The organism is Cellulomonas fulva, assembly GCF_018531375.1.
Taxonomy (GTDB): domain Bacteria; phylum Actinomycetota; class Actinomycetes; order Actinomycetales; family Cellulomonadaceae; genus Cellulomonas; species Cellulomonas fulva.
This window is the reverse complement of the sequence record NZ_JAHBOH010000001.1, coordinates 3,005,436-3,019,032: the sequence shown is the minus strand read 5'-3', so window position 1 is coordinate 3,019,032 and position 13,597 is coordinate 3,005,436. Positions and strand designations below refer to the sequence as shown.

General features: G+C 74.7%; 10 protein-coding genes and 2 pseudogenes. 9 read left to right on the top strand and 3 right to left on the bottom strand.

Annotation, left to right across the window (positions count from 1 at the left end; translation table 11 throughout):
- Positions 1–48 precede the first annotated feature (48 nt).
- The 4 genes and pseudogenes from KIN34_RS13410 to KIN34_RS17510 form a co-directional block, all read left to right on the top strand.
- Entirely contained in the window at positions 49–720 is a 672-nt protein-coding gene (locus tag KIN34_RS13410; protein ID WP_214351441.1) for a TetR/AcrR family transcriptional regulator, read from the top strand.
- Complete coding sequence (locus tag KIN34_RS13405; RefSeq protein WP_214351439.1) at positions 720–2,462, top strand: ABC transporter ATP-binding protein; 1,743 nt, start codon at positions 720–722, stop codon at positions 2,460–2,462. The genes KIN34_RS13410 and KIN34_RS13405 overlap by 1 nt, the downstream gene beginning before the upstream one ends.
- On the top strand, positions 2,459–4,435 hold the full coding sequence (locus KIN34_RS13400) for an ABC transporter ATP-binding protein (RefSeq protein ID WP_214351437.1): 1,977 nt from the start codon (positions 2,459–2,461) through the stop codon (positions 4,433–4,435). The genes KIN34_RS13405 and KIN34_RS13400 overlap by 4 nt, the downstream gene beginning before the upstream one ends.
- A 156-nt stretch (positions 4,436–4,591) precedes the next feature.
- Positions 4,592–5,260 (top strand): annotated as a pseudogene (locus KIN34_RS17510) (lytic polysaccharide monooxygenase auxiliary activity family 9 protein); the annotation flags it as partial.
- Here the strand turns inward: KIN34_RS17510 and KIN34_RS17505 are convergent.
- The gene (locus tag KIN34_RS17505; RefSeq protein WP_372449558.1) at positions 5,254–5,487 is read right to left on the bottom strand and encodes a glycine zipper domain-containing protein; all 234 of its coding nucleotides are present in this window, start codon (positions 5,485–5,487) and stop codon (positions 5,254–5,256) included. The pseudogene KIN34_RS17510 and the gene KIN34_RS17505 sit on opposite strands and share 7 nt — an antisense overlap.
- Here KIN34_RS17505 and KIN34_RS17500 point away from each other — a divergent pair.
- From KIN34_RS17500 to KIN34_RS13375, 5 genes and pseudogenes are all read left to right on the top strand, one after another.
- Positions 5,453–5,710 (top strand): annotated as a pseudogene (locus tag KIN34_RS17500) (cellulose binding domain-containing protein); the annotation flags it as partial. The gene KIN34_RS17505 and the pseudogene KIN34_RS17500 overlap by 35 nt on opposite strands.
- A gap of 242 nt (positions 5,711–5,952) precedes the next feature.
- Positions 5,953–8,856, top strand: coding sequence for a hypothetical protein (locus tag KIN34_RS13390; RefSeq protein WP_214351431.1), 2,904 nt, complete (start codon positions 5,953–5,955; stop codon positions 8,854–8,856).
- A 128-nt stretch (positions 8,857–8,984) separates the two neighbouring features.
- The gene (locus tag KIN34_RS13385) at positions 8,985–10,376 is read left to right on the top strand and encodes an MFS transporter (protein ID WP_214351429.1); all 1,392 of its coding nucleotides are present in this window, start codon (positions 8,985–8,987) and stop codon (positions 10,374–10,376) included.
- Between the two features lie 104 nt (positions 10,377–10,480).
- Positions 10,481–11,776, top strand: a complete 1,296-nt coding sequence (locus tag KIN34_RS13380) for an endo-1,4-beta-xylanase (RefSeq protein WP_214351427.1) — start codon at positions 10,481–10,483, stop codon at positions 11,774–11,776.
- Positions 11,776–12,624: a TrmH family RNA methyltransferase gene (locus tag KIN34_RS13375; protein ID WP_214351426.1), complete on the top strand. Its 849-nt coding sequence runs from the start codon at positions 11,776–11,778 to the stop codon at positions 12,622–12,624. The genes KIN34_RS13380 and KIN34_RS13375 overlap by 1 nt, the downstream gene beginning before the upstream one ends.
- 62 nt (positions 12,625–12,686) lie before the next feature.
- Here the strand turns inward: KIN34_RS13375 and KIN34_RS17185 are convergent, their stop codons facing one another.
- The gene (locus tag KIN34_RS17185) at positions 12,687–12,821 is read right to left on the bottom strand and encodes a hypothetical protein (protein ID WP_273544032.1); all 135 of its coding nucleotides are present in this window, start codon (positions 12,819–12,821) and stop codon (positions 12,687–12,689) included.
- A 151-nt stretch (positions 12,822–12,972) separates the two neighbouring features.
- Complete coding sequence (locus tag KIN34_RS13370; protein WP_214351424.1) at positions 12,973–13,539, bottom strand: YbaK/EbsC family protein; 567 nt, start codon at positions 13,537–13,539, stop codon at positions 12,973–12,975.
- Between the last annotated feature and the right edge of the window lie 58 nt (positions 13,540–13,597).

The window sequence follows — 13,597 nt, the reverse complement described above, 5'->3', positions numbered from 1 at the left end:
CCCGGCGGATCTTGCGGAGTGAGTGCTCACTCATTTAGTGTGCCGATCATGGTCGACCGTTCCCGCAGGGCCGCCCCGCTGCCGCCCGAGGAGCGCCGGGCCGCGATCCTCCGGGCCGTGCGCGGCGTGGTGCTCGAGCGCGGCGCGGGCGTCACGACGAGGGAGCTCGCGCAGGCAGCCGGAGTCGCCGAGGGCACGCTGTTCCGCGTCTTCGAGGACAAGAACGCGCTCGTGCGCGCCACGGTGCTCGCCGCGGTGGACCCCGCCGCCGACGTGCCGATCCTCGCCGCGGTCGGCGTCGGCACGCCGCTCGAGGAGCGCGTGCGCGCCGTCCTCGACATCGGGCTCGACCGCATGGGGCACGTCATGCAGTGGATGGGCATCCTGCACGAGGTCGCGCGCGCGGCGGGGGAGCCGGCCGGCCGCGACGCGCATATGGGGTTGCGCGAGCACCTGGATCGGCAGGAACGTGGGCAGCGTGCCGTACGGGACGCGATCGCGGAGCTCCTGGCCCCGGACGCCGACCGGTTCGCGCACCCTGTCGAGGTGGTCGTGGACCTCCTGTCGCTCACGGTCGGCGGGCTCGCCATGTCGCTGATCGACGCGCGGCGCCGGGGCGTCGAGCCCGTGGTGCCGCCGCTCGACGTCGTCGTCGCTCACTTCCTGCACGGGGCGCTCGCCCCCGCTGCTCCGTCCGGCCGGCCCGAGGGGGACCACTGATGCTCGTCCGACTCCTGAAGGAGCACCTGCGGCCCTACGCCGCCGCCGTGACGGCGGTCGTGGTGCTCCAGCTGGTGCAGACGCTCGCGACGCTCTACCTGCCGAGCCTGAACGCCCGGATCATCGACGACGGCGTGGTGCAGGGCGACACCGACGAGATCCTGCGCCTGGGCGGCGTCATGCTCTCGATCAGCCTGCTGCAGGTCGTCTGCGCGGTCGCCGCGGTCTGGTTCGGCGCCAAGGCGGCCATGGGGTTCGGCCGGGACGTGCGGGCCCGCCTGTTCCGCACGGTGCAGGGCTTCTCGGCGCGGGAGATGGGTCAGTTCGGGGCGCCGACGCTGATCACGCGCACGACGAACGACGTCCAGCAGGTCCAGATGGTCGTGCTCATGACGTTCACGTTCGTGATCATGGCCCCGATCATGCTCGTCGGCGGCGTCGTGATGGCGCTGCAGGAGGACCCCGGCCTCTCGCTCATCCTCCTGGTCGCCGTCCCGGCGCTCGCGATCGTGATCGGGCTGGTCGTGTCCCGGATGATCCCGTACTTCCGCGTCATGCAGACGCGGATCGACGCGATCAACCGCGTGATGCGCGAGCAGATCACCGGCATCCGCGTGGTGCGCGCCTTCGTCCGCGAGCAGCAGGAGACCCGGCGGTTCGACGAGGCGAACCAGGCGCTGTTCCTCACCTCGCTGCGCACCGGACAGCTGATGGCGCTGATGTTCCCCGCGGTCATGCTGGTGCTCAACCTGACCAGCACAGGCGTCATCTGGTTCGGCGGGCACCGCGTCGACTCCGGTGCGATGCAGATCGGCCAGCTCACGGCGTTCCTGTCCTACATCGCCTACATCCTCATGGCCGTGATGATGAGCACGATGATGTTCGTGCTGTTCCCACGCGCGATCGTCGCGGCCGGGCGCATCGGCGAGGTGGTCGACACCCCGACGAGCGTGCTCCCGCCGGTCGCGCCGGTGCCGCTCCCGGAGGACGCCGCCGCTCGGGGTCACCTCGAGCTGCGGGACGTCGAGTTCCGGTACCCGGGTGCGGAGAAGCCGGTGCTCCAGCACGTCGACCTGGTCGCCGAGCCGGGGCGGACCACGGCGATCATCGGCTCGACCGGCTCCGGCAAGACCACGCTCGTGGACCTGGTGCCGCGGCTGTACGACGTCACCGACGGCGCGGTGCTGATCGGCGGCGTGGACGTGCGCGACATCGACCCCCTCGAGCTCGGCGCGCAGATCGGCCTGGTGCCCCAGAAGCCGTACCTGTTCGCGGGGACGGTGCGCTCGAACCTGGAGTACGGGATGCCCGGCGCCCCCGAGGAGGAGCTGTGGCGGGCGCTCGAGATCGCCCAGGCGCGCTCCTTCGTCGAGAAGATGCCCGGCGGGCTGGACGCGCCGATCGCCCAGGGCGGCACCAACGTCTCGGGCGGGCAGCGCCAACGCCTCGCGATCGCCCGGGCGCTGGTCCGACGACCACGGATCTACCTGTTCGACGACTCGTTCTCGGCGCTCGACTACGCCACCGACGCGGCGCTGCGCGCGGCGCTCGTGCCCGAGACGCGCGACGCGGCTGTGCTCGTCGTCGCCCAGCGGGTGGCCACCATCCGGCACGCCGACGTGATCGTGGTGCTCGAGGACGGGCAGGTGGTCGGGCGCGGCACGCACGCCGAGCTGCTCGCGACCAACGAGACGTACCAGGAGATCGTCTACTCGCAGATCAGCGAGGAGGAGGCCGCATGAGCGCCGAGCGCACCGCACCGGCTCGGCCGCCGGCCGGCCGGCCCCACGGCGGCCCGATGGGCTCCATGGGCATGCCGGGGGAGAAGTCGTCGAACTTCCGGGCCTCCGGGGCCCGGTTCCTCCGCGAGCTGCGGCCCGAGCGGGTCCGGATGATCGTGATCGTCGTGCTCGGCGTCGCGTCCGTGGTGCTGGCGGTCGTCGGCCCGAAGCTGCTGGGCAACGCCACGAACGTGCTGTTCGAGGGCATCGTCGGCAAGGTGGTCGGCCAGATCCCGGGCGTCACGACCCAGGAGCAGGCCGAGGCCGCCCTGCGCGCGGACGGCCAGGACCAGTGGGCGGACATGCTCTCGGGCATGGACGTGGTCCCCGGGGCGGGGGTCGACTTCGACCGGCTGGGCCAGATCCTGCTCGTCGTCGTGCTGGTGTACGTGGGCTCGTTCCTGTTCGGGTGGGCACAGGGCCGGATGACGGCAGGGGTGGTGCAGCGCTCGGTGCTGCGGCTGCGCGCCGACGTCGAGGCCAAGCTGCACCGGGTGCCGCTGAGCTACCTCGACAAGCAGGCGCGCGGCGAGCTGCTGTCCCGCGTGACGAACGACATCGACAACGTGGCCCAGACGCTGCAGCAGACGCTCAGCCAGGTCATCACCTCGGTGCTGACCGTGGTCGGCGTCCTCGCGATGATGTTCTGGATCTCGCCGCTGCTCGCGTTCGTCGCGCTCGTCACGGTGCCGCTGTCGATGCTCGTCGCCGCGCTGATCGCCAAGCGGTCCAAGCCGCGGTTCATCGACCAGTGGGCGCACACGGGGAGCCTGAACGCCCACATCGAGGAGATGTTCACCGGGCACACGCTCGTGACGGTCTTCGGCCGCCAGGCGCAGGCCCAGCAGGTGTTCGACGAGCGCAACGAGCAGCTCTACGACGCGAGCTACCGGGCGCAGTTCATCTCCGGCACCATCCAGCCGTCGCTGGGCTTCCTGTCGAACCTCAACTACGTCATCGTCGCGGTGGTCGGCGGTCTGCGCGTGGCGTCGGGCACCATGAGCCTCGGTGACGTGCAGGCGTTCATCCAGTACAGCCGCCAGTTCACCCAGCCGATCACGCAGATCGCCAGCATGGCGAACCTGCTGCAGTCGGGTGTCGCGTCCGTCGAGCGGGTCTTCGAGCTGCTCGACGCACCGGAGCAGGAGCCGGACCCGCAGCCCGCCGAGCGGCTGGCGCTGCCGGTGCGCGGCCGGGTCGCGTTCGAGCACGTCGCGTTCTCCTACGCGCCCGACGAGCCGCTGATCGAGGACCTGTCGCTGACCGCGCACCCGGGGGAGACGATCGCGATCGTCGGGCCCACGGGCGCGGGCAAGACGACGCTGGTCAACCTGCTCATGCGGTTCTACGAGGTCGACGGCGGGCGCATCACGCTCGACGGCGTCGACGTACGCCGGCTCACGCGGGACGACCTGCGCAGCCGCATGGGCATGGTGCTGCAGGACACCTGGCTGATCGGCGGCACGATCGAGGAGAACATCGCCTACGGCGTCGACGGGGCCACGCACGAGCAGGTGGTCGCGGCGGCGGAGGCGACGTACGTCGACCGGTTCGTCCGCACCCTCCCGGACGGCTACGCGACCGTCATCGACGACGAGGGCTCGGGGGTCTCCGCGGGCGAGAAGCAGCTGCTGACGATCGCTCGCGCGTTCCTCGCGGACCCGACCATCCTCATCCTCGACGAGGCCACCTCCTCGGTGGACACCCGCACGGAGCTGCTGGTGCAGAAGGCGATGAACGCCCTGCGCGTCGGGCGCACGTCCTTCGTCATCGCGCACCGCCTGTCCACCATCCGCGACGCCAGCTCCATCCTGGTGATGGAGCACGGCTCCATCGTGGAGCAGGGGACGCACGACGAGCTGCTCGCCGCGGACGGCGCGTACGCGCGCCTGTACCAGAGCCAGTTCGCGGCGGCGGCCACCGAGGACGTCTGAGCCTGGTCGCTCCCGGCCGCAGGTCCGACCACCGTGCCCTGAACCGTTTCGGGGGTTGTCCCGCAACCCGATCGGCTCCGACGGTGGTCGGACCGCGTCTGCACGTCCCGCAGCGTGGCGGGGCAGGTGCGCAGGCGCTCGACTCCAGGAGGAACCATGCGACCTTCCGACCGACCGGACGAGCAGCGCGGCGTGCGAGGGCGCCTGCGCCGCGCGGCCGTCGCGCTCCCGCTGGCCGCCGCGACCGTCCTCGGCGCCGCGACGCTCGTCGCGCCCGGGGCCAGCGCGCACGGGACGGTGACCTACCCCGAGACCCGCTCCTACGGCTGCTGGGAGCGCTGGGGCGACGACCACCTCAACCCGGAGATGGCCACGCTCGACCCGATGTGCTGGCAGGCGTTCCAGGACAACCCCAACGCGATGTGGAACTGGAACGGGCTGCTGCGCGACGGGGTGGGCGGACGCTACGAGGAGGTGGTCCCGAACGGGCAGCTCTGCAGCGGGGGGCTCACCGAGAACGGCCGGTACCGGTCGCTCGACACCCCGGGCGCGTGGACCATGACCGACGTGCCGAACAGCTTCACGCTCACGCTCACGGACGGGGCGAAGCACGGCGCCGACTTCCTGCGCGTCTACGTCAGCAAGCCCGGCTTCGACCCGACCACCGAGGCCCTCGGCTGGGACGACCTCGACCTGGTGAAGACGACCGGCAGCTACCCGACGACGGGTCTGTACGAGACGGACGTCGACCTGCCCGGGCGCAGCGGCCGCGCCGTGGTCTTCACGCTGTGGAAGGCGAGCCACTCCGACCAGTCCTACTACCTGTGCTCCGACGTGAACATCGGCGGCGACGGCACCGAGCCGACGACGGAGCCGACGACGGAGCCGACGACCGAGCCGACCATCGAGCCGACCATCGAGCCGACGCAGGAGCCGACGACCGAGCCGACGACGGAGCCGACGACCGAGCCGACGCAGGAGCCGACGACAGGCCCGCCCGGTGCCTGCACGGCGACGGTCAAGGTCAACAGCACGTGGCCGGGCGGGTTCATCGCCGACGTCGCCGTGAAGGCCGGCTCCGCGCCGCTCACGGGCTGGAAGGTGCAGGTCGCGGGAGCGTCGATCAGCCAGGCGTGGAACGGCACGTTGTCCGGGACGAGCACCATCAGCTCGGCGGCGTGGAACGGCTCGCTCGCGGCCGGCGCGACCGCGACGGCCGGCTTCATCGGCACCGGTTCCCCAGGGGCGTTGACGGCGACCTGCAGCGCGGCCTGACGCCGCGCCGGACGGGTCTGCGCGCGGCCCGTCGGCCGCGACGACGAGCGGGAGCACCAGCGTGCTCCCGCTCGTCGTGCGCCCCGCCGCGGTGCCGGACCGCGGGAGCGAGCCGGGCCGCGGTGCCGCTCGGACGGCGAGGGTGCCGGCGCCACCGGGAGATGGCGCACGGGGGTGCGGCGTCGATAGGTTCGCCCCGACGGCGGTCGACGGGGCCGGCGGACGCACGACGGGGGTGTGCGGTGCGAGCGATCCGTGGCCGGCGCGGGGGTCCCGCGTGCCGTACCCATGACGACGAGCGCGCCGGGGAGACGCTCGGTCCCGACGTCCTCGAGCTGCGCGTGCACGGCGTCGCCAACACCCCGCCGGCGCAGATGCTCGACCTCCTCCCGGGTGAGGTGGAGCAGGTGGACGGCGACGACCTGGGCAGCTTCTGGGCCCCGACGCCCGCCGCCGCGGCCGCGGCCCGACCACCGGGGGACTGCCGGTCAGCCCCGGCGGGAGTGCGTCGGGAGGCGTACTCCTGGGGTGCGATGGCCCGCTTCTCGACGGTGCCCGGTCTCGGCCGGGTGAGCGGGACGATCGCCGGCCTGGTCCGCGCGCTGTGGGTGCTGATCATCCCGTTCGGCCTGGTCAACGTCGCCTACTGGGCGCGGGACGCCGACGAGCCCGCGGGCCGCCGGTCGTCCGCGGCGGGCGGGCTGGTGCGCCTGTTCGGGCTCACCCTGACGCTGCTGTGGGTCGCGTCCGTGGCCACCGTGCTGCTCGGCGTGGTCGGCACGCAGTGCTACGGGCCGCGGGAGCAGGTCCCCCTGCCCGGAGGCGGCACGGTCGACTACGTCCTGACGTGCTCGGCGCTGCCCGGCTGGGCGGACGCGGCCGCGCGCTGGGGGGTCGGGGGACGGACCGCGGCGCTCGCGGCCGTGGTGGCCGTAGCGGTGCTGGTGCTCGCGGCCGTCGGCTCGACCGGACGGCTGCGGTACGAGCGGCGGATGTCGGCCGCCAAGGCGCGCGGTCTCGCCGACGCCGCCGCCCGCGGGACCGACGTCTGGCCGGCGCTGGCGCGGCCCGGCTTCTGGACGCACGCCCGGCGGTCGGCCGCGCAGTGGTGCCAGCACCTCGCCGCGGCGTACGCGCTGCTCGCCGGCCTCCTGGCGTGGCACTTCCTCTACCGTGACGTCCCGGCGTGCGCGCGAGCCACGGGCTTCGCGGACCGGGGCTGCCTCGACCCGGGTACGTGGGGGAGCGGCAAGGGCGGGTGGGCCCTGCTCGTCGGGGCGAGCACGGTCCTGCTGCTCCTCGCGGCGTGGCGCGTCGCGCGGCTGCGCGTCGACCCGCTGCCACACGGCGCGCCGGGCGTCCTCCCGGACGCGCACGCCACGCGCGGACCGGACGTCGCGCTGCTCGTCGGGTCCCTCGTCGTGCTCGTCTGCGCCCTCGTCGCGGTCGCGCGGTCCGGGGACCGCCCGCTCGGCGCGGTCGGTCCGGAGCCGTTCCTCGGCCTGGTGGCGCTGCCGCGCATCCTGGTCGCGGTCATGGTGCTGCTCGCGGTCGTCGCGGTCGGTGTCCGCGCCCGGGTGGCCGCCCGGCTCTGGGCGCCGCTGGTCGTGACGACGCTGGCGGCCGCCCTGGTCGCGGTGGTCTGGGCGGACGCGGCCGTGGCCGCTCGCGCGGTGGCGGGTGCGGCGCTCGCCGCGCTCGTCGTGCTGGTCGCCGTCGCGAGCCGCACGCGCGACGGCCGGCGGCGTGAGGGGTGGGGCGGCCGCGGCCCGGCCGTGCTGCTGTGCCTCGCGGGCGGCACGGCGATGGTGCTGAGCGCGGCCGCGGTGCTCGGCGCCGTGGCCTGGCTCGAGGCGCCCGGCGCGGCCGAGAACGTCCGGACGCCCGCGGCCGTGACCGACGTGCTCGACGAGGCGAGCGCGGCGGACCCGTTGCGCGACGCGGTGACCGTCCACGTGCCGCAGGCGGCCGAGCTCGCGACGCCGGCCGGGTACCTGCAGTTCGCGGTCGCGAGCGTCGCGGTGCTGCTGCTGCTGGGCGCCGCGGTCCTGGTGCTCCTGGCGCGGATGGCGGCGACCCGGCGTCGCACGCCGCCGGTGCTGCCCGGTGACCCGCCGCCGCCCGCGCCGCGGGACGCGCAGGAGGCGGCGGTCCAGCGCGGACGCCGGCACGCCGCCGTCGCGCACCGGGCGGAGCCCGTCGTCGGGCTGCTCGCGGCCCTCTCGTTCGGCGCGCTCGTCGCCGCCCTGGTGCTGCCCGACCCCCGGCAGACGTTCGGCGGACCGGCCGGGGAGGTGTGGCGGATCGGCGTGCAGTGGGCGGACCGCGCGGTGGTCACGGTGCTCGGGCTCGTCGTCGTCAGCGTGGTGCTCGCCGGCTCCAAGCGGTCGCTCGCCCGGCCCTGGGGGCTGCTGTGGGACCTCATGTGCTTCCTGCCGCGCGCGGCCCACCCGTTCGCCCCGCCCTGCTACGCCGAGCGCGTGGTCCCCGAGCTGCGGGCGCGCGTCGACGCGTGGCTCGGTGACTACGGCACCCCGCTGCCCGGCGGCCCCGCGCAGCGCGAGCGGCGCCGCGTCGTGCTGTCCGCGCACAGCCTGGGCGGCGCGGTGGCCGTCGCGGCGCTGCTGGCGCGGTGGGACGGCACCACGGGCCCGCACGACCACCGCGTCGCGCTGCTGACCTACGGCACGCAGCTGCGCTCGTACTTCGGACGCTTCTTCCCCGAGCTGCTCGGTCCGGTCGCCCTCGGCACGAGGCCAATCCGCGGGCCGCGCCTGTGGGCGGTCGACCCCTGGGACCGGGCGGTCCCCGCCGCGCCCGACCGGCTCGGGACCACGCTCGTGGAGTCGTTGACCGGACCGGCGGACGGTGCGGCCGGAGACCGGACCACGACGAGCACCACGGCGAGCACCACGGCGAGCACCACGACGAGCACCCGGTGGCGGAGCCTGTGGCGGCGCACGGACTTCATCGGTTTCCCGGTCGACGGGTACCGCGGGGGCGTCATCGACACGCCGGCCACCGAGGTCGACCCCGAGGCGTACCTCCTGACCGTGGCGTCGCACAGCGGCTACCCGCGCACCCCGCAGTACGCCGAGGAGCTCGGGGCGCTGGTCGCCACGCTCCGCGCGGCGCGGCCCGGCTGACGCCCGGCCGACGCCGGCGTCGGCGCGGTGGTCGGCGTCCGGACCGCTGTCCGGGCGGTCGTCCGGGCCGGCGCCGTCCGGGACCTCGGACGGTCCGGCCGGCGTCCGGCGGCACGTATCCTCGCCGGGTGCGGCGCGACCGGCTGACCTGGACCTTCTACGGGTGCTTCGTGGTCTGGGGCTGGTTCCTCTACAGCTTCAACCCGAGCGTCCCCCTGCTCGCCGAGGAGCTCGGGATCTCCTCGGCGCAGGCCGGCCTGCACGGGACGGCGATGGCGGCGGGCGCCGTCGCGGCGAGCGGTGTCACGCCGCGGCTCGTCGCCGCCCGCGGCCGCCGACCCGCTCTGCTCGTCGCGTTGGCCCTCGTGGCGGTCGGCACCGCCGCGCTCGTGCTGGCGCCGACGCTCGTCGTGAGCCTGACGGCCATGCTGGTGCTCGCGTTCGGCGGCAACATTGCGATCAGCAGCGCCCAGCCCGGGCTCGCGCTGCACCACGGACCCGCCGCGTCCGCGGCCGTGACCGAGGCGAACGGCGTCGGGTCGAGCGTCGGGCTCGTCGGGCCGCTCGCCGTGGGCGCGTGCGTGGCGGTCGGCTGGGGGTGGCGCCCCGCGGTGGCCGTGACGATCGTGCTCGTCGTGCTGACCGCGTGGCTGACGGCGCGCAGCCCGGTCGGCGGGGCGATGTCCCCGCCCACCGGCGCGCCCGCGGAGGCCTCGGGTCCCGCGGACGCCCCGGGTCCCACAGGCGACTCCGGTCCCGTGGACGACGCCGGTCCCGTGGTCGGCCCCCGCCCCGCGGCGCTGCCCGCCGACGAGCCCGACGACCGGCTGTCTGCTGTCGAGCCGGTCGTCGAGCCCGTCGTCGAGCCCGTGGTCGGGTCGATCGAGGCGCTCGCGGTCGCGGTCGTCGACCCGGCGCCGCACGACGAGCCCGACGCGCGGACCGCCCGCCACCGCACGACGCTGCCCGGCTGGTGCTTCCTGGTCGCCGTGGTCGCGGCACTCGCGCTCGAGAACGCCACGACCTACTGGTCCACCGACCTGGTGCGGGAGCAGACCGGCGCCGGCGCGGGTATCGCGACGGCCACCACCGCCGGCCTCCTGATCGGCATGTCGGGCATCCGGTTCGTCGTCGGCCCGCTTTCCCTGCGCGTGCGGCCGGAGCTGCTCCTCGCCGCGTCGTTCGCGGTCGCGGTCGTCGGCTGGGCCGTCCTGTGGACCGCGACCGACCCGGCGGTCGCGGTCGTGGGGCTCGTCGTCGCCGGGATCGGGTACGGGGCCCAGTACCCCCTGTCGATCTCGTTGCTCCTGGCCACCGCGCCGGAGGCCCAGGACGTCGCGCAGTCGCGGGCGACGCTCGCGGGCGGCCTCGCCATCGGCGTCGCGCCGTTCCTGCTCGGGGCGCTCGCGGACTCGCTCGGCATGCACACGGCCTTCCTCGTCGTGCCCGTCGCGGCGGTCCTGGGCGGGCTCGCGGCGCTCGCGGGAGGACGCGCCCTCCGGGCTGGTCGAGCAGCGTGATCGACCAGCGCGTCGGTTGACCAGCGCGTCGGTCGAGGCAGCGCGTCGGTCGGGGCAGCGGGTCGGTTAACGTATCGGTGCACCGACCGAAAACGAGGAGCCGCATGCCACCCGTCGCGCCCGCCCCCGCCCACCGCACGGCCGAGACGGTGGTGACGGTCCTGGGCACCGACGGCCGGCCGCTCGTCGACGCCGACGTGACCGTCGCGCAGCGTCGGCACGATCTCGCGTTCGGCTGCACGGGGTTCGACTTCGTCGCCCTGGCGAACGGCGAGGCCGGCGGCGGGCCGGACTCGACCTTCGGCGGCGCTCCGGCGGAGCAGGCCGCCGACCTGGCCGAGCTGTGGCTGGACCTCTTCGACACCGCGACGCTGCCGTTCTACTGGCGCGGGTTCGAGCCCGAGCCCGGCCGGCCGGACACCGCGCGGCTGCGCGCCGCGGCGCGGTGGTTCGACGAGCGCGGGGTACGCGTCAAGGGGCACCCGCTCATGTGGCACACCCTGGCGCCGCGGTGGCTTCTGGACCGGCCGACCGACGAGGTCGAGCGGCTGCAGCGGGCGCGGATCACGCGTGAGGTGGGGGACCTCGCCGGCCTGGTGGACACGTGGGACGCGATCAACGAGGTCGTGATCATGCCGGTCTTCACCGCCGAGGAGAACGCGATCAGCCGCCTCGCGTGGGAGAAGGGCCGGCTGCACGTCATCCGGCTCGCGTTCGAGACGGCGCGCGCCGCGAACCCGCGCGCGACGCTGCTGCTGAACGACTTCGACATGTCCACGGCGTACGAGTGCCTCGTCGAGGCGGTGCTCGAGGCCGGCATCCAGGTGGACGGGCTGGGCCTGCAGAGCCACATGCACCAGGGCTGGTGGGGTGAGGAGAAGACCCACCGCGTGCTCGAGCGGTTCTCCCGGTTCGGCCTGCCGCTGCACTTCACCGAGACCACGCTCGTGTCCGGCGAGCTCATGCCGCGCGAGATCGTCGACCTCAACGACTACCGCGTCGCGTCGTGGCCGTCGACACCGGAGGGCGAGGCGCGCCAGGCCGAGGAGCTCGCGCGCCACTGCACGCTCCTGGCCGAGCACCCGGCCGTGCGCTCGATGACGTACTGGGGCCTGGCCGACGAGGGCGCCTGGCTGGGTGCGCCCGCGGGCCTGGTGCGCGCCGACGGCACGCCGAAGCCCGCGTACCACGCCATGCGCGACCTGGTCCGAGGCGCCTGGTGGTACGCGCCGACGACGCTGCGCACGGACGGGTCCGGCCGCGTGGTCGTGTCCGGCTGGCGCGGCGACTACGAGGTGCGGGCCGGGGACCAGGTCGCGCCGTTCGTCGTCGGCGGTGCCGCGGCGACCGCGCGGCTGTCCGGCGAGCTCGTCCGGGCGGGGTCCGTCGGCCTGGGATGATGGCCCGCGTGCCGCGCCTCGACCTGCAGAACGTCACGGACCCGTCCGACGAGCGGCTCGCCGACTACGTGTCGCTGACCGACGTCGCGCTCCGCTCGCGCCACGAGCCCGAGAAGGGCCTCTACATCGCGGAGAGCTCGACGGTGCTGGGCCGGGCGCTCCGCGCCGGCCACCGGCCGCGGTCGGTGCTGCTCGCGCCGCGCTGGGTGCCGGACCTCGAGCGGATGGTCGCGGAGGTCTGGCCCGACGAGACCGCGTCCGACGAGCCCGCGGTCCCGGTCTACGTCGCCGACGAGCCGGTGCTCGAGGCGATCACGGGGTTCCACGTGCACCGGGGCGCGCTCGCCGCGATGCACCGCCCGGCGCTGCCCGCGCTCGCCGACGTCCTGGCCGGCGCGCGCCGCGTCGCGGTGCTCGAGGACGTCGTGGACCACACCAACGTGGGAGCGGCGTTCCGGTCCGCCGCGGCGCTCGGCGTCGACGCCGTGCTCGTCACGCCGAGGTGCGCGGACCCGCTCTACCGTCGGTCGGTGCGCGTGTCGATGGGCACCGTCTTCCAGGTGCCGTGGACGCGCGTCGACCCGTGGCCCGGTGGGGTCGAGGCGCTGCGCGGGGCGGGCTTCGTGACCGCGGCGCTCGCGCTGTCCGACGAGGCGATCACGCTCGACGAGCTCGTGGCGGACCCGCCCGAGCGCCTCGCGCTGGTCCTCGGCGCCGAGGGCCACGGCCTCAAGGCGACGACGGTGGCGGCGTGCGACCTCGTCGTGCGCATCCCGATGGCGGGCGGGGTCGACTCGCTCAACGTCGCCGCCGCCGCGGCGGTCGCGTTCTGGGCGACGCGGGCCTGACGGGCGCGTCCGCGCCAGGCCGGCGGCGTGTGCCGGCGGCATGTGCCGGCGGCTGGTCGGCGTTAGTCCCAGAACTGCGGCAGGTCGTCGTCGAGGGCGCGGCTGGCGGCGAGGAACGTGGTGACGAGGTCGCACGGGGCGTCGGCGCGGTCGAGCGGGCGGACGTCGGTGTCCGGGGTGGCGAGGAGCGTGTCCATGCCCTGATCGTCGGCGGGGACGGGTGCCGGATGACGGGACGTCCGTCCCGATTCGGGCGGTGGGCGGAGCCGGTTCCGCACCGGTCCCGGCCGCACGTCAAGCGTCCGTCATGGATGCCCCATCGCACGGTCCGTGTCGGTCGGGATCAGGTCAAGCACCGGTCGCGAGGCCGTCGACCACCTCGGCGCCGGGCAGGCGGGCCAGCAGCGCACCCGGCAGGGCGATCTTCGAGCGACGCAGCCCGCTGCCGATGACGACCAGGTCGCCGGCCTCGTCGGGCACCGTGACGCGTGCGTCCACCAGGACGCGGTAGCCCTCCGGCAGCCCGACGGGCGTGATGCCGCCGTACTCCATGCCGGACTCGGCCGTCGCACGGTCCATCGGGAGGAACGAGGCCTTGCGCACGTCCAGCAGGCGCTTGACGGTGTTGTTGACGTCGGCGCGCGTCGTCGCCCGGACCACCGCGGCGGCCACCCGCTCGGCACCGTCCCGGCGGCCCGCGACCAGGACGCAGTTCGCCGACGCCGACGGCGGCAGCGCGTACGCCTCCGTGAGCGCGGCGGTGTCGGCCAGGTCCGGGTCGATGCTCGCGACGAGCACGCTCGTCGCGACCGGCTCGTCGTGCTCCGCCCACGCGGTCAGCGCGCGTGCGGTGCTCGGTGCCACCAGGTCGAGGTGCGCGAGCGCGGGCTCCCAGGTCAGCGTCCCCAAGATCATCCCGGCACCCTACCGACCGGCCCCACGGCGCCCTTCCACCACCGCGACCACGTCATCT